This is a genomic window from Streptomyces sp. MGP-BFMKR1 (assembly GCF_057766585.1).
In genome coordinates this window covers 7,973,555-7,997,713 of sequence record NZ_CM173408.1, presented here as the reverse complement: position 1 = coordinate 7,997,713, position 24,159 = coordinate 7,973,555, and the positions used below count along the sequence as shown (strand labels likewise).

The window sequence follows — 24,159 nt, the reverse complement described above, 5'->3', positions numbered from 1 at the left end:
GGGTGGGCGCCGTCGCGGCATAGTCCTGGTGGGGCCCGGCCGGCGGCGACCGGTTTCCGGTGCGCGCGGGGGTGTGCTCGTCGATTCCGCCGCCGCGGCGCGTCAGCCGCAGCGGCCGTCCTTGGTCGTCCCTCCCCCGCACCACCCGAGATCGGTGAAGGAAGTACGCCATGAACGATGAGAGCCCGAGGCGGCGCGAGCGTCCGGTGCCGCGCGGGCGTTCCGGCGTGATCGGCCGTCGCTTCGCCCGATCCGGGACCGAGCCCGTGACCGCGCAGAGCGCGCTCGGGTTGCGGCGGGTCCTGTCGACCGTGTTCCTGCCGTTCTTCGGCGGGGCGGCCGTGGTCTTCGGGGTGTGGGCGGCGATGTCGGACTCCGACGACACCCCGGGACGCGGTCCGCTGGTCACCCTCGCCGCGGTGTGTGCGGCGCTCACCCTCTTCGCGGCGGCCGACCTGCTGGTCGTCACCCGTCGGCTCAGGCGCGAGCGCGGCAGCCGACCGCCGGCGGAGTGAGGCGCGCCGCGCACCTCGCCGGCCGCGCACCTCACCCGCCGCGCACCGTCAACGGTGGTAGAGCGCCACCAGGTTGCCGCTGGCGAGCTGCCGGGGATCGACCGCCTGGTGCACCTGTTCGGCGCTGGGGGCGTCGGGCAGGACACACGGTTCCGCGAGGGCGTAGAGGCGGAAGAAGTAGCGGTGCGCCTCGTCGCCGGGAGGCGGGTGTGGCCCGCCCCAGCCCCGTTCACCGAAGCCGTTGACCAACTCCGTGCCGCCGGGTGGCGTCTGCCCCGCTTCGACGCCGTCGCTGTGGGGATCGATGCCGACCACGACCTGGTGCACGAACGTGCCGGAGGGCGCGTCGGGGTCCTCACACAGCAGAACCAGCTCGGAAGCGTCGTCCGGAACGCCGTGCCACGTCAGGGGCGGCGAGGTGTTCTCGCCTTCGAACGCGTACCGACGGGCCAGAAAGGCGTGGTCGTTGAACGCGTCGCTGATGAGTTCGATGCCAGCCATGGGCCCCGGGGTACCCCGGCCACATCCGGGCAAACACGTCGGTCACCTGCGGTTTCTCCGCCAGGACAGGCACGGTACGGGTCCCGACCGGGTGCGCGTCTGGTGGCGTCACCCATGCGGCCCTCACAGGCCCCCGGGCCAGGTCTGCTCCTCCTGGCTCTCGGCCGCCAAGGCGTGCAGGGGCGTGAGGGCGCCGGTGCGGTCCAGGTAGCAGAAGGCGTCGTACCGCTCGCCCAGGACGGTGGGGACGTAGTTGCCCACCCGCTCGTACCGCGACCGGTAGACCACGCCGATGGCACGGTGACCGCGCTCGTCGTGGTACCACTCACCGTCGGTGAGGGGCCGCTGGAACTGCACGTGGGGGAAGACGAACAACCCCGGCTGGCCGCGCAGCACCCGGTGCAGCAGGTCCTCCAGGCTGTCCGTACGGGCGGGTGGCACGCTCATGACCCTCGGTACGGCGCCCCAGGCATCGGCCGCGAGCACGGTGCCGGAGTGGGAGCCGAACCCCACTAGCACCACGCCCTGGCCCATGTGTCGTTCGCGCACCAACTGGCCGATGTTGATCTCGCCGACGTCGGCCATGTCCGTGGCGCGGGCGTCCCCCACGTGGGTGTTGTGCGCCCACACCACCGCCTTGGCGTCGGGGCCGTGGTGTTCCATGAGCCGGTCCAGGGTGTCGGCCATGTGGCGGTCGCGGATGTTCCACGACTCCGACCCGCTCTCCAGCATGACCCGGTAGTACCGTTCGGCGCCGGCCAGCACCTCCGCGTTCTGCCGGGTGGCGAACTCCGCGAGCGAGCCGTCCGGGGAGGTCGTCTGCGCGGCCCGTTGGCGCAGTTCGGTCAGCAACCCGACGACCTGCGGTTCGCAACCCTCGGGCACGGAGCGGGTGCTCAACGCGTACGCCTGTGGGTCCTCGGCGTACGGCTCGAAGCAGCGGTACGCCGCCAGGGCGTGTGCCACCTGGTCCGGGTCGTGCGCGCGCAGGTGGTCGAGCACCGCGTGCAGGGACTCCCACAGGCTGTAGACGTCCAACCCGAAGAAGCCGACGCGCCGGTCGGGCGGCCGTCCCTCGTTGTGGCGGCGTAGCCACCGGGCGAACGCGGCCACGTCCGTGTTGGCCCACATCCACGTCGGCCAGCGCCGGAACCCCGCCAGTACCTCCCGCGGGTCCGAAGGCGCGCCCGGGGCACCGACCACCGAGCAGTGCAGGGCCTGGCAGTCCGGCCAGTCGCCCTCGACCGCGACGAAGGAGAACCCCTTCTCCTCGATGAGCCGACGGGTGAGCACGTCACGAAGCCGGTAGTACTCCGCTGTGCCGTGGGACGCCTCGCCGAGCAGCACGTAGCGGGCGTCGCCGACGCGGTCCAGCAGCGGGTCGAGCGACGCCTGGTCCGTCAGGGGCAGCGCGGCCGATCGGATCCGGTCCTGCTCGCTGTGGGACACGACGTCCTTCCCTTCTCGCCCGGTGTCGCCCCGGGTTCCCGCCGCGCCCCGCCGGAAACCGCGCCACGTGTCGCTGAGCGGCTCGGTGCGGGTGGCACCTCGCGGGACAGCAACCCGATAGGCGTACCTCCCGCCGCGCGGCGGTTCCGGGCCCGGCTGTCCCCCGGGGATAGCCTCCGCCGTGACCGGCCGACCGAGGGAGGTGTCGCGTGGGCGCATCGGGGACGCTGGCGGCCCTCGCCGCCGTCGCTCTCGCGGGGTGCGCGATCGTCGTGGGGGTCTCGCGGCTGGCGACCGTGGGGCCCACCGTCCCCGCGCGCCTGCCGCATCTGGGTGGGTTGCCGCCCGTCGAGCACGCGCTGTCGCGGTTCCACGTGCGCTGGTACACGGTGACCATGGTCTTCCTGGCCTTCGACATGGAAATGATCTTCATGTATCCGTGGACCCTCGTCGTGCCCATGATGGGGACGTCGTCGGTGGTGGAGATGTTCCTCTTCCTGGCCATCCTGCTGGCGGGCGTGGTCTACGCGTGGCGCGAGGGCGCCCTGCGATGGACCTGACGCGAGCGCTGCTCCGGTTCGCGGCGCGCACGCCCCACGTGCTGATCGTCCCGGTGCCCGGTGCGGACGGTCCGCGCGGGGAGGTCGAGCACGCGGTCGCCGTGCGTCGCTGGCGCGAGGCGACGGGCCCGGCGGACACCGATGTCCTGGTCGTCGCGGGCCGCCCGGGCCCCGAGATGCGAGCCGTTGTCGCCGACGTCTGGCGGCGCGTCCCGGCCCCCCGACTGCGTATCGACTTCGGCACTCGGACCTCGCCGGCGGACATCGGCCGGCGGCTGGACCAGGTCCCGGGGTTGCTCGCCGATCCCCACCGCGCGCGTGTCGAGGCGGTGTCCGCCGCCACGGACGCTCACCCCGTACGAGAGCGCGTACCAGAGCGCCACCACCCGGCCCACGCCGACCACCCGGACCACGGCGCCGACGCCCCCGGGGCTCGCGACCACGCGGGACCCGAGCGGCACGCCGCGCACGACACCGCGGGCCACGGCGACCACGACGCCCACCATGACCACCACCACCCGGACATGCCGTTGCCGGGTGGGTTGGGCATGGCGGAGGTGGCCGAGGACCGGGACGGGCTGGCGCTGGACGTGCTGCGGCTGCCGCTCGGCCCGGTGTTGCCGGACTGGCCCGCGGGCCTGGTGGTCGACGTCGTCATGCAGGGCGATGTGATCTCCTCGACCGAGGCACGCTTCCTCGACGGGCCACACGCGGCGCCGGACGCCGGCGAGAGCGGCGCCGTGGTGCGGGAGTTGGACGTGGTGGCCCGGCTCCTCGCGGTCGCGGGTTGGGCCGGTCCGGCCGCGCGGGCGCGGTTCCTGCGCGACTGGACGCGCGCGGGGGCGAGCCGGCGGGAGACCGCGGACGATCTGCTGGCCCTGGTGCGCCGGGTGCGCCGCTCGCGGGTGCTGCACCTGATGCTGCGCGACCTGGGCCGCGACCAGCGGGCCGACGTCGCCGACTCGCTGCGGCGGCGCCTGTCTCGGATCGAGGCCCACGCCCTCGGCCGCCCGGCGCCGCCGTCGGATGCGTCGGACGGGTTGCCGGTACGGGAGTTGGGGAGCCGGCTTGCCGGGGCCGAGTTGGCCGCGGCCCGGCTGCTGGTCGCGGCCCTCGACCCGCGGCCGGACGAGGGGGCTTCGGCCGGGCCGGGCCGCGTCGAGGGGGGCGGGCGATGGCCACCGTCGCGGTGACCTGTCTGCTGCCGGTGGCGCTGGTGGCCGGCGCGTGGTGGGTCACGGCGCTCGACGGCGTACTGGCCGACCGGGCGGCCGGGTTGAGCGCCGGTGCCGGGCGGGCCCTGGCCCGCCCCGGGCGGGAGGTGGCGCGGCTGCTGGTCGCGCAGCGCCGCACCACGCTGGCCGCCGACGGGATGCTGCGCTGGGCGGGCGTCGTGGCGCTGGTCGTGGCGGCCGTGCTGGGCGCGGCCGTGGTCCCGCTGGGCTGGCGCGCACCGGCGGAGCTGTCCGTCGGCGTCGTCTGGTTCAACGCCATGGAGGTCGTGGCGTGGGCGGCGGTGTGGCTGGTCGGCTGGGGACCCAACAGCGCCCTGTCGCTGGTGGGTGGCTACCGGTTCGTCGCCCAGGGGCTGTCGTACGAACTGCCGCACATGTTCGCGATCATCACCGCCGCGCTCGGCGCTGGCAGCCTGCGGATGAGCGAGATCGTCGACGCGCAGGCGGACCTGTGGTTCGTGGTCTGGATGCCGGCCGCGTTCGCCGTCTATCTCCTGAGCGCCGCCGCGATGGCCTTCTGGGGGCCGTTCGACGCTCCCCTGGGCCGGGACGTCGCCGGTGGCGCGGCGGGCGAGTTGTCCGGGGTGGACCGGCTGCTGTTCGCGGGTGGCCGTCGGTTGCTCCTGGTGGCCGCGGCGGCCGTCGCGGTGCCGCTGTTCCTCGGCGGCGGGCACGGTCCGTGGCTGCCGGCCTGGGCGTGGGTGCCGCTCAAGGCCCTCGCGGTGCTGACGCTGCTGGTCTGGTTGCGGCACCGCCTTCCCGTCGTCCGGATGGACCGTTGGGCGGAGGTGTCCTGGATCGTGCTGTTGCCGCTGACGATGGTGCAGACGTTGGTCGTCGCCCTGGTCACCCTGGCCGTTGGCGGTGTCGGACGGTGACGCTCCCCCTGTTCGGAGCGCTGGCGGTGCTCGCGGTCGCCAGTGGCGTGCTGGTCTTCGTCGTCGACTCCATGGCCCGCGCGACGTTCTCGCTGCTGGTGTCGTTTCTCGCCGTCGCCGGCATGGTCCTCATGACCGGTCTCGCCTATCTGGGCACCGTCATCGTCCTCATGATGATCATCGAGATGGTCGTGATGGCCGTCTTCATGGTGATGTACATGATGAACCCGGCGGGGCTGATGCCCATGTCGATGTTCCACAACACCCGTGGGGCGGCGGTCATCTGCGCGCTGGTCTTCGCCGGGCTGACGGCCGGGGCCGTCCTCCTGGACTGGCCCGAGAGGCGCGGCGCGCGGCCCGACGACCCGACGCTGGCGCTGGGTGAGGCCCTGATGGAGGGTCACATGCTGACGATGATGACGCTCGGGGTGACCCTGTTCGCCACGATCGTCGCCACCGTGGTGCTGGCCACCGGGCGGGGCCGCTACGACCGGTTCGGCGACGACCTGGACGCCGCGCGCGCCGACGACCGCGCGGGCGGGGGTGTGGGGCGGTGATTCTCGAAGCGTTCCTGGTGGTGGCGGCGGCCCTGTTCTCGGTCGGCCTGTTCGGCGCGCTCACCCAGCAGTCGATCGTGATGCTGATGATGGGCCTGGAGCTGATGATCAACGGGATCATGCTGGCAGCTGCGGGCTTCTGGTACTTCATGGCCCCCACCGCGGACGGGCAGGTGATCGTGGTCGCGGTGGTGACCGCGATGGCGATCGAGATGGCGACGGGCTTCGCCGTGGTCACGGCGGTCTACCGGGCCAAGCGCGTCGACACCACCGACGCGGCCACCGAGTTGGAGGGCTGAGCGGTGCTGCTCCTCCTCCTGGCCTGGCCGCTGGCGGCCGGGGTGGCACTGCTGGCGGCCCGGAGCGGGCGTACGCCGGTGGCCCTGGGCCTGCTGGCAGCCGCCGGGACGCTCGGCCTGGCCGTGGTCGCGGCCGTCGGGCGGCCGGCGGGAGAGGCGCCCCTGCTGGCGGGGGTCCCGGCCGGGTTCGCCGTCGACGGGCTGTCCGCGGTGCTGGTCGTCCTGGTCGTCGCGGCGCTGTTGGCCTCCCTGCTGGTCGGCGCGGCCGAGCCGGCGCTGCGCACCGGGCGGTACGTCGGGCTGATGCTGGTCTTCGCCGGGGCGATGCTCGCGACCGTCACGGCGACGACGCTGCCGCCGCTGCTCATGGCCTGGGAGGTGATGGGCGCGACGAGTTGGGCGCTGATCGGCTACCACCTCGACGACGCCAGGGCCGCGCGTGCCGCGAACGTCGCGTTCTGCACCACCCGCGCCGCCGACCTGGGCCTGTACGTCGCGGGCGGCGCGGTCCTCGCCGGCGGCGCCGACACCATGGCGCTGGGCGACGTGGCCGGCCTGGACGGGGGTTGGTCGCACGTCGCGGTCGCCGGGATCGTCCTCGCCGCGCTGGGCAAGTCCGCTCAACTGCCCTTCGGTTTCTGGCTGTCGGGGGCGATGCGCGGCCCGAGCCCGGTCTCCGCGCTGCTGCACTCGGCGACGATGGTCGCCGCGGGCGGCTACCTGCTGCTGCGCCTGTCACCCGCCCTGGAGTCCGCCGGCTGGGCCGCGCCGCTGGTCGCCTGGGTCGGGGCGGCCACCGCGCTGCTGATGGGTCTGGTGGGGCTCGCCCAGGACGACCTCAAGCAACTCCTCGCCGCCTCGACCTGCGCGCAGATCGGGTTCATCGTGCTGGCCGCCGGGACGGCGGGCACACCGGCCGGCCTGTTGCAGATGACCGCGCACGCCGCCACCAAGAGCGCCCTGTTCCTCGTCGCGGGCCTGTGGCTGACGACCCTGGGCAGCCGAAGCCTCGGCGGCGGCCTGCGCGGGGCGGCCCACCGCCATCCGGTCATCGGCGCGGCCTTCACCCTCGCGGCCCTGACCCTGGCCGGACTGCCACCCACGGGTCTGTGGCTCGCCAAGGACGCCGTGCTCGCCGCTGCCGCCACCACCTCACCCGCCCTGTACGTGACCGGACTCGCGGCGGCCCTGATCGCCGCCCTCTACAGCGGCCGGGCCCTGTGGTCCGTATGGCAGCCCGTGCCCACCGCGGAACCGGCGGGCCGGGTGCGGGCGCCGGCGGCGGCCACGGTGGTCACCATGGTCCTCGCCGTGGCCGCCGCCGGCACGGGCCTGCTGGCGTTCGGGCCCAGGGCGCTGCGCCCCCACCCCGCGCCCCACGCCGCGGAACTCCTCGCCTCCGCGTTGCTGGCCGTGGCCGGTCTCCTGCTCGCCCGGCGCTACGGCCGCCGGGCGCCCGCCCCGGCGCCGCTGGTCGGATGGCTGTACCTGGAACGGGCCGCCCGGAACGGCGTGGCCCGCCCCGTACTCCACCTGGCCACGGTGCTCGCCCGCGTGGACGACCGGGTCCTGGCGCGCGGGACGCACCGGGTCGCGCGGGCGGTGCTGGTGCTCGCCCGCCGTACCGACGCCGTCGGGGAACGGTCCCTGGAGGGCGTCGTGGGCGGCATCGCCGATGGGGCGCGCGCACTGGGCCGGGCCGCCCGGCGCCCGCAGACCGGCCAACTGCACCAGTACTACGCGCAGGCGTCCGTGGGCTTCGTCCTCCTCGGCGCCCTGGCCGTTCTCGTGACCGTGGTGAGGTGACCGATGCTCTCGCTGATCGTCTTCCTGCCCGCGCTGGTGGCACTGGCGCTGTCCGCGCTGCCCGCCCACCGCGACGCGCGGGTCTTCGCCGGCGCGTGGACGGTGGCCGGCCTCGCGCAGTGCGCCCTGGTCCTCGTCGTGTGGCGGGACCTTCCGGGTACGGGCTACGGAGCCGTCGAACGCCGGGAGTGGATTCCCAGCGCGGGCGTCTCCTACCACCTCGGCGTGGACGGCCTGTCCCTGCCCCTGCTCGCCCTGACCGCCGTCCTGTTCACCGCCACCGCGGTCTACTCCTGGCGCCAGTTTGACCGGCCGAAGAACTTCGTCCTGCTCTTCCTGTGCCTGCAAACGGTCAGCGCCGGCCTGTTCGTCGCGCTCGACCTGATCCTCTTCTTCCTCTTCTTCGACCTGTCGATCGTCTTCATGTACTTCGTGATCGCCGGGTGGGGGGCCGGCGCTCCGGCCCGCGCGGCGGCCCTCACGTTCTTCCTCTACACCTTCCTCGGCTCCCTCGCGCTACTCGTGGGCTTCATCCTCCTTGCCCTGGCCGCCGACACCCCGACCTTCGACATCCCCGCCCTCGCCGCGCACGACCCGCTCGCCGGCGGCGGCCCGTACGCGACGCTGACCCTGCTGGCCGTCGGCGTCGGACTGGCCGTCAAGACACCCGTCTTCCCCTTCCACACCTGGTTGCCACCCGCCCACACGGAGGCGCCCGCGGCCGGGTCGGCGATCCTGGCCGGAATCCTGCTCAAGATGGGCACCTACGGCTTCGTACGGATCGCCATGCCCCTCCTGCCGGCCAGTTGGCGGCAGTTCGCCCACGTCATCGTGGTCGTCGGCCTCGTCTCGGTCGTCTGGGGAGCCCTGGTCGCCCTGGCCCAGGCCGACCTCAAACGCATGATCGCCTACACCTCGGTCAACCACATGGGCTACGTCCTGCTGGGCCTCGGCGCCGCCGGCATGGTCGGCGCCGACAGCGAGCACGCCCGCGAACTGGCCACCACCGGCGCCGTCTACCAGATGGTCAGCCACGGACTGATCACCGCGGCCCTCTTCCTCCTCGCCGGCGCGCTCCACACCCGCGGCCACACCTACGCCATGAGCGCCTACGGCGGCCTGGCCACCCGCGCCCCACGCTTCGCCGCCCTGTTCGCCGTGGCCGCCTTCGCCTCACTCGGCCTGCCCGGCTTCTCCGGGTTCATCGCCGAGTTCCAGATCTTCGCCGGCGCGCTACGGGGCGCGCCCGCCGCCACGCTCGTCGCCGTGACCGGCGTCCTGCTGACCGCCACCCTGTTCCTGCTGGCCCTCAGCCGCATGCTCACCGGACGCGTCCGCCTCCCGGACGCCCCCGGCGCCCCCCGCCCCTTCCCCGACCTGCGCCCGCCCGAGCTGCTTTCCGTCGGGGCGCTGCTCCTGCTGGCCGCCTTCCTCGGCCTGCTGCCCCGCGTCGTCCTGGACGTCATCGAACCGGCGGCCCGCGCGCTCAACCACCTGGTCGCCAGGTAAGCGGGGCGACGACCGCGCCGTGGACGCCACCATGAACAGCGATCCGACCACGCTGATCCCCGAGATCACCCTGCTGGCCAGCGCCGTTCTCGGCCTGCTGGCCGGGGCCTGGACGCCGCGTCGGCGGCAGTGGACGCTCCGGGCCCTGGCCGCGCTCGCCTGCGGGGTGGGCCTCGCGGCCACCGCGCTCGCCGCCGCCCGGCCGGCGGAGACCGTCTTCGGTACGTACGTGCTGGACACCGCCACGCACACGGTCCGGGCCGTCGTGCTCGTCGCCGTACTCGCGCTGCTCGCGCTGTGCCACGACACGGTCGCCGGGCACCGGCGGGAGACCGAGTTCGTCGTGCTGCTGCAACTCGGTGCCCTCGGCTCGATCGCGCTGGCCGGAGCCAACGACCTGATCATGCTGTTCGCGGCGTTCCTGCTGGCCAGCGTCCCCTTCTACGCCCTGGCCGGCTGGGTCGTACGTGGCCCGGCGACCGAGGCGGCCCTGAAGTACTACCTCGCCGGGGCCCTCGCCGGCGTCACCACGGTCGCCGGCGTGACCCTCCTGTTCGGCGTGGCCGGCGCCACCGGTTACGGCGAGGTCGCCGAGGGCGTCTCCCACGGCCCGGCCGCGGTCGCCGCCGTCGGGCTGACCTCGGTCCTGGCCGGGCTGGCCTTCAAGGCCGGGGCGGTGCCCGCCCACTTCTGGGTCCCCGACGTGAGCGACGGCACCCCGCCCGCGGTCGCCGCCGCCCTCACCACCGTGCCCAAGATCGGCGCCCTCGCCGCCACGTACCGCCTGCTCGACAGCGCCATCCCAGCGGACGTCATCGACTGGCGACTCCTCGCCGCCATCCTGGCGACCGCGAGCATGACCCTGGGAAACCTGGCCGCCTTCGCCCAGATCTCCGTCCCGCGACTCCTGGGCTACTCGACCGTCTCCCAGGTCGGCTACCTCCTGATGGCCGTCACCGTCGCCGGCCGCACCCCGCTCGCGCGGCCGGCGCTGCTGCTGTACCTCGCCGCCTACGCGCTCACCAACATCGCCGCGTTCGCCGTCGTCGCCACCACCGACGGGCGCACGCTCGACAGCTACCGGGGACTCGCGCGACGAGACCCGCTGCTCGCCGTCGCCTTGGCCATCACCCTGCTGGGGCTCGTGGGCACGCCCCCGACCGCCGTGTTCGTCGGAAAGCTGGAGGTCTTCACCGCCGCCATCGACGGCGGCTACGCCTGGCTCGTCGTGGTCGCGGCCCTCAACACGCTCGCCTCCCTCTTCTACTACCTCCGCTGGATCGCCCCGGCCTTCCGCCCAGTACACGGCCCCACCCCGCGCGACCGGGGCGCGACGAGTGGGTGGGCCCGAGCCGTCGCGCTCACGACGGCCGCGCTGACCCTGCCGCTCGGCCTCGCCAGCGGCGCCGTCCTCACGGCCCTCGGCGCCCCCGGGTAGCCCACCGGGCGTCCTCCCCCACCCGCGTTCGGCGCGGAGCGGTGCGCGACCCGACCGCTGCTCGGTTTGGTACCTTTCATTGACACGATATTCGATCGGATGTTCGTTTTTGGGATTTCCGAGACGTCCGTTGTCGGCAGGAGACACTCGCGTTCTCCGACGCGCGGTGTGCCACTCAAGCGGACCAGGTGAAGCTCATGGCAGGAACCGATCACGAGAAGGCGCTGGACACCGCGCTCGCACAGATCGAGCGGAAGTTCGGCAAGGGCGCGGTCATGCGCCTCGGCGAGCGCCCTAACGAGCCCATCGAGGTGATCCCCACCGGTTCCACCGCGCTGGACGTGGCGCTCGGCGTGGGCGGCCTGCCGCGCGGCCGTGTGGTGGAGGTGTACGGGCCGGAGTCCTCCGGCAAGACGACGTTGACCCTGCACGCGGTGGCGAACGCGCAGCGGGCCGGCGGCGCGGTAGCGTTCGTCGACGCCGAGCACGCCCTGGACCCGGAGTACGCCAAGAAGCTCGGCGTGGACACCGACAACCTCATCCTGTCCCAGCCGGACAACGGCGAGCAGGCGTTGGAGATCGTCGACATCCTGATCCGCTCCGGCGCGATCGACCTGATCGTGATCGACTCCGTCGCCGCCCTGGTGCCACGCGCCGAGATCGAGGGCGAGATGGGCGACTCCCACATGGGCCTGCAGGCCCGACTGATGAGCCAGGCGCTCCGCAAGATCACCAGCGCGCTCAGCCAGACACGGACGACGGCGATCTTCATCAACCAGCTCCGCGAGAAGATCGGCGTGATGTTCGGTTCGCCGGAGACCACGACCGGTGGCCGCGCGCTGAAGTTCTACGCGTCGGTACGCCTCGACATCCGCCGGATCGAGACGCTGAAGGACGGCACCGACGCCGTCGGCAACCGCACCCGCGTCAAGGTGGTCAAGAACAAGGTCGCCCCACCCTTCAAGCAGGCCGAGTTCGACATCCTCTACGGCCAGGGCATCAGCCGCGAGGGCGGCCTGATCGACATGGGCGTGGAACACGGCTTCGTCCGCAAGTCCGGCGCCTGGTACACGTACGAGGGCGACCAGCTCGGCCAGGGCAAGGAGAACGCCCGCAACTTCCTCAAGGACAACCCCGACCTCGCCGACGAGATCGAGAAGAAGATCCTCACGAAGCTCGGCATCGGGGCGTCGACGAAGGCCCCGGCCGCCGAGGACGCGGACCCCATCCCGGCCCCCGACACCGCCGGGCCCTCGACCGGAAGCGCCGCCTGACAGGCACGGGCCGACCCGGCCGGAGGGCGGGCTGGCTCCTGATGTTGCGGTCGCGACCAACGCGACGTACTTCGTGGCCAGTTGGTTTCTGGACCCGCGATCGAACTACCAGGAGCTGCGGCCGGCCCGCAGCGAGGAACAGATCGCCCGATCCCTCGCCCGGTACAACCTCGACCCCGAGGTGCCGCTGGTGCAGCGGTGTGGAACTGGCTCACCGCGGGCGGCCGTGGCGCGGCGACGCGGCTGGTCGCGTGGCTACGGCTGGTGCGAGGTCGTGGTGAGGAAGTCCAGGACCAGGGGGCTGGCGTGGGTGCGGGCTTCCTCGAAGTAGGCGTGGCGGGTGTCGGGGATCAGGTGGAGTCGGGCGCCCGGGATGCGGTCGGCGAGTAGGGGCGCGTTGGCGGTGGGGTTGAGCACGTCGTCGGTTCCGTGGAGGACCAGGGTGGGTGCGCTGATGGTGGGCAGGAGGTCCCAGGCGTCGTGGCGGTCGCTGGCCGTGAGGTGGCGGCGCCGGGAGTGGGCGGGCATCCGGGGGTCGCCGAGGGTGTGGTGCGGGCCCGGATGGTCGGCGAGCCAGCGGGGGGTGTACATGAACTCCAGCAGGGCTTGCCGCGCGGCTCCGGAGTGGGGCCGGGCCAGTGCCTGGCGGACGTCGTCGCCGCGTTCGATGCCGTGCGGGCCGCCGGGTGAGGTGCAACCCAGGACCAGGGCGCCGACTCGGCGCGGGTGACGGGCGGCGAGTTGCTGGGCGACACGCCCACCCATGGACGTGCCGTAGACGTCGGCCCGCTCGATGCCGAGGTCGTCGAGGACGGCGATGACGTCCTGGGCGAACAGTTCGGTGCTGTGGGGCGTATCGGGCTTGTCACTGTCGCCGGTGCCCCGGTAGTCGAGGGTCAGGGTGCTGCGTGCGGGGTGGAAGTCGGCGCGCACCATCTCCCACCAAAGGTGGCTGTTGGCCTGCCCAGCCAGCAGGACGAGCGGCACACCCTCGCCTTCGAGCTGGTAGGCGATGCGGGTCCCGTCGGGCGCCGTCGCGTAGGGCATCGGCTGCTCTCCTCAACTCCGTGGGCGAAGCGCAGTACTTCGTCGGGAAGCGCTGGACAGAAGGCGGTCCGTGAGGGCGGTTTTGCCGCCCTCACGGTGCAGAGCCTGCCACCCGAACGGCTCGCCGTCGTCCGCCATGTGCACCGGGCAGGCGGTTCGCGTGGCCGTCGTGAGGTCGTTCGATCACTTGCTGGCCCCTTGCCTCGGCACGGCGATCTGACCAGTTGAGGCGTTACACCATGGTCGACCAGACCCACCCCTACGACGTCGTCGGGTCGCCTCCCCCATGTCGAAGCCATTCACGAGACCGTCATACGCGCCCGGCGTTCGGGCAGCCAATTGGAGATATCGCGCTTACTTCGATTACAGCGTAGCGAATAAGACCCAAAATGTGCGCGCAGCCTTCTCTGCCACCGGCAGTCGGAACAGTTCTACCGGTAGGGCAAACCGCTTAGCAGGTGACACCAGGCGGCATGGTGGTATTTTCACGCGGCCCGTGAGCCCGGGCAAAGCCACCGCGTGAGCCTCGACGGTAAAATGAATCATAGGTTGACTCGATGGGTCACATTCTGGCGAGGGCGTTATGTGGCATAAAAGGAACGTGTCGAAGCTGGAGAAAACACTGCCACGCGGGTCGTGGTTCGACGACGCGCCTAGGCTTTCAGAACGGGAGGACATCGGCGATCTCGTCATCGCAGTATCTCAATTAGAGGCCGACCTCACGGGCATTGCAGGGAGTAACGGCCGCGCACTCTCGGCCGGCCTGCGAGTGGTCGATGCCCAATTCGCCGAAGTGGACAACGAGCTGCACAGGCAGGACCCCGAAGTCAATATCGAGCGCCTGCGTGTTTACGTTGAAGAACTCAGGGCCGCATACAGGGAGTACCTGACGGTGCGAACGACAGGCGACTGAACTGACAGACCCTGAACTGCGAGGACGGCTTTGCCGCCCTCGCAGTTCTCTTACAACCGCAACGACGTCACACGGCTGATCCCCTCTGCTGGCAGCCATCCCGCGCATCCGCGGCAGACCTGGCCACCCCCGCCAGCGGCCGAGAGAGGTCTACGCCGACTGCGGCTATGACCATGTCTCGGACGCGAACGCGACGGGAGAGGTCGTGCGAGGGGACGCCACAGACCCCGACGCCTGGACGTCGGGGTCTGGGAGGGGTGCCGCTACTGGGGGGACTGGAGGAAGAGCGAGTCCCCGGGCTCTGCCCCGACCTGCTCGCCCTCTACCAGGCGGTCGCCGCGCAACACGTCGGCAACGACCACGCGGCGCTCGGCCAGTGGCAGCGTGCCGAGGGGCCGCTACGCAGCGCGCTCGCCGCCTTCGAGAGCTCCGCCATGCCGGCCTGGAGCGGGCCCGCCCACCTCGAACTGGGCATCGTCCTGCGCCACGTCGGCAAGCTCGCGGAGGCCCGTACGGCCGTACGCGCCGCGCTGGCCACCCTCACCGAACACCGCAGCCCCCGCCAGGCCGAGGCCAGGGCGGAACTCCGGGTGCTCGACACCCTGTTGCCGAGCTGACCGGGCGCACACGCCTGCGCCCCGCGGGTTTCGCCTGTTGGACGCCCCACGCCGTGTCCTCACTCGCCACCCTCGTCCCCCTGTGCGCGGGTCCGGCGAGGAAGCCGTGCGAGGCACCGGGCACGCCGACTGCCAGACCGTCGAAGTCCAGACAGCCCGCGATACGGAGCGCGACACGGATTGCTACCCGCCCCCGCACACCGTCAAGGTAGGCCCGTCAGCCGGCGCCGTCGCACCTCCCACACCCCTCGACGGCGTTGCTGGCGGGCTCCTCGCTCGGCCCGACCACACATCGGGCCGAGCGGCGCCTCCGACCGGAGGCGATGGACAGCAGCACGGAACAGGCAGCGGGCGACGCCGTGTCGGGTTGCTGCCGACGCGACAGTGTCCGCGGTGGTCAGCACCGATGTGGCGAGCGCCGGCGACGGCGACCTCGCCCAGGTCGTGCGCCTCGGCGCGGGACAGGCAGACGCGCTACGCACCGCCTTCTCGTCCCACCGGGCCCGCTCGCACCGGGTGAGCGGTCGAGCGCCTCACCACGGCGGCTGGCCGTCTGGTCGCGGCAACCGATCGAGGCCGGGGCGCGCCCGCCTCCCCACGCGGACGCGTCCCTCGCGGACGCGTCCTCGCGGACGCGTCCTCGCGGACGCGTCCCTCGCGCCGACCTTCGCGGCGAGCGGCACGAGCACGCTGCGGCACCTGCCACCCGCCCTCGACTGTCCGTCCGTGGCCGCCGGCTGTGCGCTACGTACGGCCGGCGTCCCACCGAAGTACCACGCCCACGCACTTCACCGAGACGGAAAGGCAGACACACCCAGGATGAGAACCACGAGAAGGAACTACCGCTGGTTGACGGCATGGTGGAGCGGGCTCGCCGTCACCGCCGCGCTGGCCATGGCCGGCGCACCCGCCCAGGCCACTGAGGACAGCGGCGGCACGGCCGCCGAAGGAAAGGTCATCAACGCCGGGGCCCCCGGTGCCATCGACGGCCTGTACATCGTCTCACTCAAGGGCGCCACCTCGGCCTCCGCGGCTGCCGAGACCGCCGTCACCGACCAGGCCGACCGGCTCACCGACCGCTACGGCGGCGACGCCGATCGGATCTACACGGCGGCCCTGCGCGGCTTCTCCGCCAGGATGACGCCCGTCCAGGCCAAGCGGCTGGCGGCGGACCCCGAAGTGGCCTACGTACAGCAGTCGTTGATGGTGCACGCGACCGAGGGCGGCAGCCAACCCAACCCGCCTTCCTGGGGCTTGGACGCCGTGGACGGCAAGCAGGACAAGGCGTACGACTACCCGGGCACGGGCGCGGGTGTCATCGCGTACGTCATCGACTCCGGCGCCCGGTTCTCGCACCAGACCTTCGAGGGCCGGGCCTCGTCCGGCTACGACTTCCTCGACAACGACACCGACGCCGCCGACTGTTACGGCCATGGCACGCACGTGGCCGGCACCATCGCCGGCAAGGAGTACGGCGTCGCCAAGCAGGCCAAGATCGTCGCCGTACGGGTGCTCGACTGCCAGGGCAGTGGTCCGGACGCGGACACCATCGAGGGCATCGACTGGGTCGTCAAGAACGGCAAGAAGCCCGGCGTCATCAACATGAGCCTCGGCTCCGGCGGTCCGAACGCCGACCCGCAGGGCATGCGGGAGGCGACCAAACGAGCTGTGCAGGCGGGATTCCCGACCGCGATCTCGGCGGGCAACGCCAACCAGGACGCGTGCGGCACCTCGCCCGGCGACACGCCCGAGGCGCTGTCCCTCGGCTCCACCGACAGCGACAACGCGCGGTCCAGCTTCTCCAACTACGGCCGCTGCATCGACCTGTTCGCCCCCGGCGGCAACATCACCTCGGCCAGTAACAGCTCCGACACGGGCAAGACCACCATGGGCGGCACCTCCATGGCCGCGCCGCACGCCGCCGGCGCGCTGGCTCTCTACCTGGAGAACAACCCGAGGGCGAGCAGCGCGCAGGCCACCGAAGCGGTGATCGCCGCCGCACGGGACGGCGTGGTCACCAACCCGGGCACCGGCTCGCCCAACAAGTTCCTCGACGTGACCAAGCTCGGTGCGCCCGCGGACCCGGGCAAGCCGACCGCGGAGTTCACACCGACCTGCTCGGAGGCCACCACGACGTGCGCCTTCGACGCGTCCGCGTCGAAGGACCCGGACGGTTCGATCTCCTCGTACGCGTGGGAGTTCGGCGACGGCGAGGCCGGCGAGGGCGCCAAGCCGTCGCACACCTATGACAAGGCAGGTTCGTACGAGGTCAAGCTGACGGTGACCGACAACAGCGGCAAGACCGGGACCGTCACCAGGAAGGTGGCCGTGGGCAAGCCGGCGGGCGAGCCGCCGGTGGCACGGTTCACCGTCTCCTGCCGGAACGACGCGTGCGCCTTCGACGCCTCCCGCTCCACCGACAAGGACGGTGACATCGCCTCGTACGCCTGGAAGTTCGGCGACGGCAAGACCGGCGAGGGCAGGACCGCCAAGAACACCTACCCAGCGGGTCAGAAGACCTACACGGCGGAGCTCACGGTCACCGACCGGGCGGGCAACGCCGGCACCGCGGCCAAGCAGATCCAGTGCCGCGACTACGGCAGCCAGACCGTCTGCTTCGGTAACTGACCCGACCGCCGTTCGACAGACCACCTGCCCCTCCTACCCGCCACGGCCGACTGCCTTCCCGCACCGGCCGCCGAGCCTCCCGACAACGACGGCTACCGCTCGTCGCTTCGGAGGCTGGGCGTCCCATGCCCGGCCTCCGAGGGAGACCACCCACAGCGTGCGGGGCCCCGCAGGGGCCCCGCACCGACTCGTCGCGGCGTACGCGACCCGCAGCCGTCCGGTCGATGTCCTCGGCGTCCTGCCGCAGGTCCGCGCCTCCCCCTCTCAGTCCCCGGGTCGCGGGTATCACGCGCGCACGCGCACTCGGCCTGGCCCGGGCCGGACTGCCACAGCCCGGTAAGCCGGCGCGCGAGGGCCGACCACTCCCGCTCCACCGTGCACCCACCCCACAGGCCCCGGCGACGAAACAGACGACCGGGAAGCCAACCACCCCACGACCACGCCGCACAGGCCGGGCGGACCGGGCAGGCCAGCCCGGTCAGTAGGCGTCTGTGGGTACCTCGCTTCGGGAGGTGAGGTTGAGCTTGTGCAGCACCCTCGCCACGTGCTGCTCGACCGTCCGTGGCGACAGGAAGAGCACGTCGGCGATCTCCCGGTTCGTGCGCCCCGTGGCCACGAGGCGGGCCACCTCCCTCTCGCGCGGCGTGAGTTGGTCACCGTAGCCACGTCGACCGCGTCGCGCGGAGATGCTGACACCGTTATCACGTAGCACCCGACGGCACCGGGCCGCGTCCCGCGTAGCGCCCAGTGCGGCAAAGCGCTCGGCGAGTTCGGTCAGCTCCCTCGCGACCCGCGCCCCGGAGGTGTCTCCCGCGCGGCCGGCACCGCCGCGCCCAGCCGTACCGGCCGGGTCGGCCTTGCCGCCAAGGCCACCCGTAGCGAGGCGGCAGCGCAGGGCGGCCTCAGCGGTGCGGGCTGCCGAATACGGTCTGGGCAGTGCCGCGTAGCGAGCGCTCGCCGTCTCGTAGGCCGCGATGGCCTCGGCCAGGCGGCCCCGCGCGTACGCCACCGCCCCCCGGCATGCCTCCAGTGCGGCGGCGGCCAGCGGCGCGTCGCGACCGGCGATGCCCGCGGCGTACTCCGCGACTAGGGCGTCCGCCTCCGACACTCGTCCGTGCCGTACGAGCGCGGCGACCGCCGTCGGCATGAGGTCCGCGCCCCAGACCCACATCCCCTTGCGTCGGACCCTGGCGACGGCCCGTTCCGCCTCCGCCCGGGCCGCCCCCATCTCGCCACGGGCCATCCACACCCGGATCATCGCCCCCGCGGCGGCAGCCAGGACGGGGGCCCGGGCGTTGACCGGGTCACCGAGGGCGGCGGCCTCGAGTGCGTCGGTGGCCTCGTCCCACTCACCGCGAGCGATGGCGAGCAGCCCGAGGACCAGGTACGCGTCGGCCGCGGTGCCGGACACGCCCTGCACCATGTCGAGCACTTGGCGCGCACGCGTGGCCAGGTCATGCCAGTTGCCGAGGCCCCATTCCAGCCGCAGCGAGGTGCCGTCGATGATCCCCTGGAGCCAGGGTGAACCACACTCGGCGGCGAGCCGCTCGCCCGCGCGCCGGAACCGCTGCGCCGCCGCGTAGTGGCCGAGCCAGGTGGTGGCCTCGGCCAGGTTGCCGGACAGCCGGGCGAGCTGTAGGCATTCTTCGGGAGTGCGCCCGGTGCCCATCATCTCCTCAGCCTCGGCCCAGACCGTGGGATCGCCCGCCATCATGCGCAGGACGACGTGATTGCCCCGTACGGCCAGCCGCAGGGCCGGGTCCGACTGGTCCGTGAGGAGTCCCTCGGCGCGGGCGATCCACTGCTGGTACGCCCCGTACGGTTGCTCGCCGGAACTCGCCATGGCCAGCGCGGCCATGGCCCGGGCGGCGAGTTCAGGTGAGTCGCGCAGCTCCCGGACCGCGATCTCGGTGTCCGTCCAACCCTGCTCGTACTGTCCGGCCTGGTTTCTGAGCAACAACCCGAGGTTGAGCCGGACCTCACCGCGTACGACGTCGGGGAGATCGCCGTCGCGCACGATGCCCCGCAACAGCGCGACGGCCCTGCGGTAGGCGAGGCCCAACAGCGCGACCCGGCTGAGCTGGACGGCGAGCCTGGCTCGGTCGTCACCGCGCAGTCGCGGGTCGGACAGCAGCCCCTCCAGTACCTCCGCCGCGACAGCGGTGTCGCCGACCTCACGGGCGGCGTCCACCGCCGCCTCGCTGTACCGCAGCCAGGCATCAAGGTCGCCGACCTGTCGTGCGTGGTAGGCGAGTTGCACCAGCGGCGGCGGGTCGGCGTCGACGAGCACGGCCATCACACGGCGGTGCAGTCGGCGCCGGTCCAGGCTCGGCAGTGAGTCGTAGGCCGCCTGCTGGGCGAGGGAATGCCGAAAGCCGTAGCGGTCACCGCCGAAGTCGTGCAGCACGCCCGCCAGCAGCGCCTCCCTGATCCCGCTGTCCGCGTCGGCGCCGCTCGAAGGCCGGGGCGCCTGGTGGTACGCGCCGCCGCCAGCCCCGTGCCCGGGCAGCGCGCCCGGTGCGTTCTCGCGCGTACCCGCTCGGCCGGCGCTCGCGGAGGGCCGGGGATCACCGGCTTCGGCGAAAGCGGGCTCGGCGCTTGCGACGGCGGCGATGAGGTCCTCGGCGGCGGGGACGCGGAGCACGGCCGCCGCGCGCACCACGGCCATGGCACGCGCCGAGAACCCCGCCGTCTGGTCCACCATCGCCTCGCGCAGCAGCCTGGGCACCTCCAGGGCGTCGAGTGTCTCCCGCTGTGCGCCCCAGCCGGCCGGTAGACCGCTGACGACGAGCGCGCGGACGACCTCCTCCAGGACGAACGGGATGCCGGCGGTGCGTTCGCGCAGTTCGGCGGCGAGGTCGGCGGGTACGGTCTCGCCGCCGGTGATGGCGGTGGCGAGACTACGGACGGCCGACACGTCCAGGGGCCCGAGCGGGATCAGGGCGGAGGTGGTACCGGGCGGGTGCCGATAGGCGCGGCCTAGTTGCAACCCGACGTTCGCGAGGTCCTCGCGGCGGTAGCTGAGCACCATCGCCACTTCGGCGGGTGGGTCCTCGACGAGGAAGCCGACCAGGTCGCGGGTGCCGTCGTCCGCCCAGTGCAGGTCCTCCACGACCACGACGACCTGACCCAGCGAGGCGAGGAGCGCGCGCACCGCGCGGAAGAGTCGGTGCCGGCGGGCCTGGTGGTCGTGGAGTGTCTCCGGCGTGGGCGGCAACGCGTCGGCCAACTCCGGCAGATAGGGCCGCAGCGTGCCGCACACGGGGTTGAGACCACGTGGCAACTGGCCTTCGAGTTGCCGTAGCAGGTCGAAGAACGGGCCGTAGGGGAAGGGCTCGCGCAGCGGTTGGCAGGTGCCGAGCAGCACGCGGCGGCCCCGTACGGACGGGTGCCCCAACGCCTCCCGGATCAGCCGGGTCTTGCCGATCCCGGCCTCTCCCTCGACGAAGGCGACCGCGGGAGGGTGGTTGACGACGTCGAGCAGCGCGCGCAGTTCGCCGGTGCGACCGACGAGGGCCGGGGCTCCCGAACGGCGAAGAAGTGGACTGGTCATGGAGGACTCCGTGCCCGAGGGAAGGCCGAGGCCATGGCTCACGGTGGCAGGCGGGCAGCAACGCACCCGGACTGGCCGTCTCGGTCGTGGCCGTAGGTCTGTGGAGACCGCACCGGTGTCCCGGTCGTCACCCACCGGCTGTCTCTTCCGGCTCGCCCGTAGCCAGTCGGCCACCGCGGTAACGCGAAGCTACTTTCCGTGGGCCGCCGGAGCAAGAGGGGGGAAACTCCGCCGCTGTTCGGTACGGCCGGACCAGTGACCGGTGCACGGCGTGGGACGCGGCTGTCTCGCAGGGTCGCCGCGGCCCGGGCTCCGACGCGCACTCCTGGGTGTGTCCGCGCCGCTGGTCGGGGGCGGTGCCAACGCCCGTGCCAGGCAACTCGCCTGGCGCGTCCAGCTACGGATGAAAACACGGATTGTCCCCCTCGCGTACCGCCTCTACGGTCCCTTCATCCCCCCACCACGACATGCACCCGACAAGGTTCCCCACAGCGGGGCGGGCCCAGGCGTCTTGGGCCCGGGACCAGACGCCAGAGTCCGAACCGCAACGGGAACCAGGACCCCGACAGCGCCTCCGACACGCGACGGACAACGCGGCTCTACGCCACGCCAGCGCGGCGGGGGCGTGGAGCCGGGGTCAACGGGTGCTGTCAGCCGGTTGGGGGCCGCCCGCCCCATGGCGGGCATCCACGGAGAGAGGAACAGCATGAGCAAAACCAAGCGGCTGACCCAGTTGGCCAGCCTCACGGTCGCGGCCCTTGCCGTCGCGCCACTGTTGTCCGGGGGTGCTCAGGCGGCGACCGACGACACCACCCACCGCACGCGGGCGGTCAACCCGACCGACACGGCGCCCGCGCCCAGCGGGGCGCACACCAGAATCGTCGGAGGTCAGCCCACCACGGTCGCCGAGTACCCCTACGTCATCGCCGCGCTGCGCGAGGGCGGGCAGCGCCCGATGGGCCAGACATGTACGGGATCGGTGATCGGCCCGAAGACGATCCTGATCGCCGCGCACTGCAAGAACGGCGACGGTGCCAAGTCCTTCTTCTACGGAGCCGACGACCTCACCAAACCGGAAGGAGGAGTGAGGATCGACGTCGAGTCCTACACCCAGCACCCCAAGTACTCGTCACCGGACGGCCGGCCGACCGGCTACGACGTGGCCGTCGTCAAGACCAAGCAGACGATCCCGGTCAAGGGCGGCCAGTACGCCAGGTTCGCCACGTCGGCCGACAGCAGCCTGTCCAAGCCGGGCAAGACCGGCACCGCGATCGGCTACGGCCGCGTACGCCTGGGTGAGAACCAGTACGCACGAGTGAAGAAGGCCAGCCTGCCGATCGTGGACGGGCGCAACACCTGCGGCGCCTTCGGCAACTTCAAGGACGCGACCATGGTCTGCGCCGGGTACGCGAACGGTCACGACGGCATCTGCCAGGGTGACAGCGGCGGTCCGCTGGTCGTGGACGGCGTCGTGGTCGGTGTCGCCTCATGGGTGAAGACCGGCTGCACCAGCTACGGCGCGTGGGGACGGCTCACCAACGAGATGGGTGACTGGGTCAAGACCCAGTTGGCCAGGGGCTAACCGCACGGCCCGACGCTCACACCCGCCAGGCTGACCCGGGAAGTCACCCGACGAAGCCGTCCACCACCGCGCGGGCGGCGAGCACCGGGCCCAGCCTCGCAGCGGCGCCAGACCCGGCACCCGGGCCGCCGCGTCCTCTGGGCCGACGGTCGACTCCACGGTCACAGCGCACGGTGCGGGGCCCTCCCAGGGGCCCCGCACACACGCGTGCCGGCGCAGGATGATCCTGGTCAACCCAGGAAACTCAGCCGCACCTGCCGCCGCGGGTTGTCGACGTTCGTGTCCACCAGACACACCGACTGCCACGTTCCCAGCGCCAGTTCCCCACCCACCACCGGCAACGTCGCGTGCGGTGCCACCAGTGCCGGCAGGACGTGGTCGCGGCCGTGGCCCGGGGTGCCGTGGCGGTGGCGCCAGCGGTCGTCGGCGGGGAGGAGGTCGCGCAGGGTGGCCAGGAGGTCGTCGTCGCTGCCCGCGCCGGTTTCCAGGACGGCGACGCCGGCCGTGGCGTGCGGGACGAAGACGTTCAGCAGGCCGTCCCGGCCGGCGGCTGCCTCGTGGAGGAAGTCGGCGCACGCCGAGGTCAGGTCGGTGACCGTCTCCTGGGAGCCGGTGGTGAGGTCGAGGACGTGGGTGGTGAATGGGCTCATGGCTTCATCCTGCCGCTCCTCACCCGGTGCCGTGGGGTGGGGTCACAACTTGCGGGTGTCGCGGGGTTCGACGTACGGCTCCTCGGTGGGTGGGTGGCCGCTTTGGATGGCGCGGCTGCGTTCCAGTTCCGCGTTGAACTCCAGGCCCAGCAGGATGGCCAGGTTGGAGATCCACAGCCAGACCAGGAAGATGATGACCGCGGCGAGGCTGCCGTAGGTCTTGTTGTAGCTGCTGAAGTTCGCCACGTACACCGCGAAGCCGGCCGACGCGACGATCCAGATGAGGACGGCGATGAGGCTGCCCGGGCTGACCCAGCGCATGCTGCGTTTGACGTTGGGGGCGGCCCAGTACAGCAGGGCGACGATCACGCTGAACAGCAGCAGCATCACCGGCCACTTGGCGATGTTCCAGACCGTGACGGCGGTGTCGCCGACGCCGATGACCTCGCCCGCCTTCTTGGCCAGCGTGCCGGTGAAGACCACGCCCACGGCGATGGCCGCGAGCAACAGGACCACCACGATGGTGATGCCCAGGCGCGTGGGCAGCGTCTTCCAGACCGGGCGGCCCTCGCCGATGTCGTAGACCGCGTTGGAGGCGCGCATGAAGGCGGCGACGTAACCCGAGGCCGACCACAGCGCGATCAGGACACCGATGGCCAGGGCGATGCCCGCCTTGCCCTGCCCGTCGCGCATCTGCTCCAACATGCTCACCAGGGTGTCCTGCACGGCACCGGGCGCCAGCTCGCGCACGTTGTCGATCAGCGAGTTGACCTGCGAGGTGCCGAGCAACCCGACGATCGACAGCAGGGCGATGACGGCGGGGAAGATGGACAGGATGCCGTAGTAGGTCAGGGCCGCGGCCCAGTCGCTGAGGTTGTCGTCCTTGAACTCTTTGATCGTGCGCTTGAGGACGGCCCTCCAAGAACGGCTGGGCAGGTCCGTCGGCGCCTTGGCGGGTTGGTCCGCGTGGGGTTGGTCCCCGTGCGGCGCCTGGGGCGACCTGCCGGCTGCCGGCGGGTCGCCAGCAGCCGCGGGGCCGCCTCCCACGGAGGCGCCCGCGGCCCGCGGCGGCGCGGGCTCATCCGGCCCCTGGGGCCTGGGTGAATGCCGTCGCTTCGGTCCTGCCTTGTGCAACGCCATGGTGGTTC

General features: G+C 72.3%; 20 protein-coding genes. 14 read left to right on the top strand and 6 right to left on the bottom strand.

Annotation, left to right across the window (positions count from 1 at the left end; translation table 11 throughout):
- The first annotated feature begins 170 nt into the window (after nt 1-170).
- The gene (locus AC3CHW_RS31955) at nt 171-515 is read left to right on the top strand and encodes a DUF6343 family protein (protein WP_488468792.1); all 345 of its coding nucleotides are present in this window, start codon (nt 171-173) and stop codon (nt 513-515) included.
- A 48-nt stretch (nt 516-563) separates the two neighbouring features.
- Here AC3CHW_RS31955 and AC3CHW_RS31950 read toward each other — a convergent pair whose 3' ends face one another.
- Nucleotides 564-1,016, bottom strand: a complete 453-nt coding sequence (locus AC3CHW_RS31950; RefSeq protein WP_176160303.1) for a YbhB/YbcL family Raf kinase inhibitor-like protein — start codon at nt 1,014-1,016, stop codon at nt 564-566.
- A gap of 123 nt (nt 1,017-1,139) precedes the next feature.
- Nucleotides 1,140-2,465: an erythromycin esterase family protein gene (locus AC3CHW_RS31945; RefSeq protein WP_488468791.1), complete on the bottom strand. Its 1,326-nt coding sequence runs from the start codon at nt 2,463-2,465 to the stop codon at nt 1,140-1,142.
- A 272-nt stretch (nt 2,466-2,737) separates the two neighbouring features.
- Here AC3CHW_RS31945 and AC3CHW_RS31940 point away from each other — a divergent pair, with 272 nt between their 5' ends.
- From AC3CHW_RS31940 to recA, 9 genes are all read left to right on the top strand, one after another.
- Complete coding sequence (locus tag AC3CHW_RS31940) at nt 2,738-3,025, top strand: NADH-quinone oxidoreductase subunit A (RefSeq protein ID WP_488471239.1); 288 nt, start codon at nt 2,738-2,740, stop codon at nt 3,023-3,025.
- Nucleotides 3,016-4,218 (top strand): hypothetical protein, encoded by a 1,203-nt coding sequence (locus AC3CHW_RS31935; protein ID WP_488468790.1) that lies wholly within the window; start codon nt 3,016-3,018, stop codon nt 4,216-4,218. The genes AC3CHW_RS31940 and AC3CHW_RS31935 overlap by 10 nt, the downstream gene beginning before the upstream one ends.
- Entirely contained in the window at nt 4,200-5,138 is a 939-nt protein-coding gene (locus tag AC3CHW_RS31930; protein ID WP_488468789.1) for a complex I subunit 1 family protein, read from the top strand. Before AC3CHW_RS31935 ends, AC3CHW_RS31930 begins: the two co-directional genes overlap by 19 nt.
- Nucleotides 5,135-5,695 carry an NADH-quinone oxidoreductase subunit J gene (locus AC3CHW_RS31925; protein ID WP_488468788.1) on the top strand — a complete coding sequence of 187 codons (561 nt, stop codon included), beginning with the start codon at nt 5,135-5,137 and terminating at the stop codon, nt 5,693-5,695. Before AC3CHW_RS31930 ends, AC3CHW_RS31925 begins: the two co-directional genes overlap by 4 nt.
- The gene (gene nuoK / locus AC3CHW_RS31920) at nt 5,692-5,994 is read left to right on the top strand and encodes an NADH-quinone oxidoreductase subunit NuoK (protein ID WP_459246784.1); all 303 of its coding nucleotides are present in this window, start codon (nt 5,692-5,694) and stop codon (nt 5,992-5,994) included. The genes AC3CHW_RS31925 and nuoK overlap by 4 nt, the downstream gene beginning before the upstream one ends.
- A 3-nt stretch (nt 5,995-5,997) precedes the next feature.
- Nucleotides 5,998-7,800 carry a proton-conducting transporter transmembrane domain-containing protein gene (locus AC3CHW_RS31915; RefSeq protein WP_488468787.1) on the top strand — a complete coding sequence of 601 codons (1,803 nt, stop codon included), beginning with the start codon at nt 5,998-6,000 and terminating at the stop codon, nt 7,798-7,800.
- 3 nt (nt 7,801-7,803) lie between these two features.
- Nucleotides 7,804-9,309 carry a complex I subunit 4 family protein gene (locus tag AC3CHW_RS31910; RefSeq protein WP_488468786.1) on the top strand — a complete coding sequence of 502 codons (1,506 nt, stop codon included), beginning with the start codon at nt 7,804-7,806 and terminating at the stop codon, nt 9,307-9,309.
- A gap of 31 nt (nt 9,310-9,340) precedes the next feature.
- Entirely contained in the window at nt 9,341-10,747 is a 1,407-nt protein-coding gene (locus AC3CHW_RS31905) for an NADH-quinone oxidoreductase subunit N (protein ID WP_488468785.1), read from the top strand.
- 197 nt (nt 10,748-10,944) lie between these two features.
- A complete protein-coding gene (gene recA / locus AC3CHW_RS31900) occupies nt 10,945-12,021 on the top strand; it encodes a recombinase RecA (RefSeq protein ID WP_488468784.1) in 1,077 nt (358 codons plus the stop codon).
- A 255-nt stretch (nt 12,022-12,276) separates the two neighbouring features.
- Here the strand turns inward: recA and AC3CHW_RS31895 are convergent, their stop codons facing one another.
- Nucleotides 12,277-13,068, bottom strand: coding sequence for an alpha/beta fold hydrolase (locus AC3CHW_RS31895; protein WP_488468783.1), 792 nt, complete (start codon nt 13,066-13,068; stop codon nt 12,277-12,279).
- Nucleotides 13,069-13,669: 601 nt separating this feature from the next.
- On the opposite strand from AC3CHW_RS31895, the gene AC3CHW_RS31890 reads away from it, so the two are divergent.
- The 3 genes from AC3CHW_RS31890 (at nt 13,670) to AC3CHW_RS31880 (ending at nt 17,226) form a co-directional block, all read left to right on the top strand.
- Nucleotides 13,670-13,981 (top strand): hypothetical protein, encoded by a 312-nt coding sequence (locus tag AC3CHW_RS31890; protein WP_488468782.1) that lies wholly within the window; start codon nt 13,670-13,672, stop codon nt 13,979-13,981.
- A 257-nt stretch (nt 13,982-14,238) separates the two neighbouring features.
- Nucleotides 14,239-14,598 (top strand): hypothetical protein, encoded by a 360-nt coding sequence (locus AC3CHW_RS31885; protein WP_488468781.1) that lies wholly within the window; start codon nt 14,239-14,241, stop codon nt 14,596-14,598.
- 819 nt (nt 14,599-15,417) lie between these two features.
- The gene (locus AC3CHW_RS31880) at nt 15,418-17,226 is read left to right on the top strand and encodes a S8 family serine peptidase (protein ID WP_488468780.1); all 1,809 of its coding nucleotides are present in this window, start codon (nt 15,418-15,420) and stop codon (nt 17,224-17,226) included.
- 478 nt (nt 17,227-17,704) lie between these two features.
- Here AC3CHW_RS31880 and AC3CHW_RS31875 read toward each other — a convergent pair whose 3' ends face one another.
- Nucleotides 17,705-20,779 (bottom strand): helix-turn-helix transcriptional regulator, encoded by a 3,075-nt coding sequence (locus AC3CHW_RS31875; protein ID WP_488468779.1) that lies wholly within the window; start codon nt 20,777-20,779, stop codon nt 17,705-17,707.
- Nucleotides 20,780-21,485: 706 nt separating this feature from the next.
- On the opposite strand from AC3CHW_RS31875, the gene AC3CHW_RS31870 reads away from it, so the two are divergent.
- Nucleotides 21,486-22,361 carry a S1 family peptidase gene (locus AC3CHW_RS31870; protein ID WP_488468778.1) on the top strand — a complete coding sequence of 292 codons (876 nt, stop codon included), beginning with the start codon at nt 21,486-21,488 and terminating at the stop codon, nt 22,359-22,361.
- 230 nt (nt 22,362-22,591) lie between these two features.
- Here the strand turns inward: AC3CHW_RS31870 and AC3CHW_RS31865 are convergent, their stop codons facing one another.
- Nucleotides 22,592-23,011 carry a YjbQ family protein gene (locus AC3CHW_RS31865; RefSeq protein WP_488468777.1) on the bottom strand — a complete coding sequence of 140 codons (420 nt, stop codon included), beginning with the start codon at nt 23,009-23,011 and terminating at the stop codon, nt 22,592-22,594.
- 42 nt (nt 23,012-23,053) lie between these two features.
- On the bottom strand, nt 23,054-24,058 hold the full coding sequence (locus AC3CHW_RS31860) for a YihY/virulence factor BrkB family protein (RefSeq protein WP_488468776.1): 1,005 nt from the start codon (nt 24,056-24,058) through the stop codon (nt 23,054-23,056).
- Between the last annotated feature and the right edge of the window lie 101 nt (nt 24,059-24,159).

Bases quoted from the DNA above. Each gene is read 5' to 3' on its own strand.
- AC3CHW_RS31955 (WP_488468792.1), top strand. From the start codon at position 171: ATGAACGATGAGAGCCCGAGGCGGCGCGAGCGTCCGGTGCCGCGCGGG.
- AC3CHW_RS31950 (WP_176160303.1), bottom strand. From the start codon at position 1,016: ATGGCTGGCATCGAACTCATCAGCGACGCGTTCAACGACCACGCCTTT.
- AC3CHW_RS31935 (WP_488468790.1), top strand. From the start codon at position 3,016: ATGGACCTGACGCGAGCGCTGCTCCGGTTCGCGGCGCGCACGCCCCAC.
- AC3CHW_RS31930 (WP_488468789.1), top strand. From the start codon at position 4,200: ATGGCCACCGTCGCGGTGACCTGTCTGCTGCCGGTGGCGCTGGTGGCC.
- AC3CHW_RS31910 (WP_488468786.1), top strand. From the start codon at position 7,804: ATGCTCTCGCTGATCGTCTTCCTGCCCGCGCTGGTGGCACTGGCGCTG.
- AC3CHW_RS31905 (WP_488468785.1), top strand. From the start codon at position 9,341: ATGAACAGCGATCCGACCACGCTGATCCCCGAGATCACCCTGCTGGCC.
- recA (WP_488468784.1), top strand. From the start codon at position 10,945: ATGGCAGGAACCGATCACGAGAAGGCGCTGGACACCGCGCTCGCACAG.
- AC3CHW_RS31895 (WP_488468783.1), bottom strand. From the start codon at position 13,068: ATGCCCTACGCGACGGCGCCCGACGGGACCCGCATCGCCTACCAGCTC.
- AC3CHW_RS31880 (WP_488468780.1), top strand. From the start codon at position 15,418: ATGAGAACCACGAGAAGGAACTACCGCTGGTTGACGGCATGGTGGAGC.
- AC3CHW_RS31875 (WP_488468779.1), bottom strand. From the start codon at position 20,779: ATGACCAGTCCACTTCTTCGCCGTTCGGGAGCCCCGGCCCTCGTCGGT.
- AC3CHW_RS31870 (WP_488468778.1), top strand. From the start codon at position 21,486: ATGAGCAAAACCAAGCGGCTGACCCAGTTGGCCAGCCTCACGGTCGCG.
- AC3CHW_RS31865 (WP_488468777.1), bottom strand. From the start codon at position 23,011: ATGAGCCCATTCACCACCCACGTCCTCGACCTCACCACCGGCTCCCAG.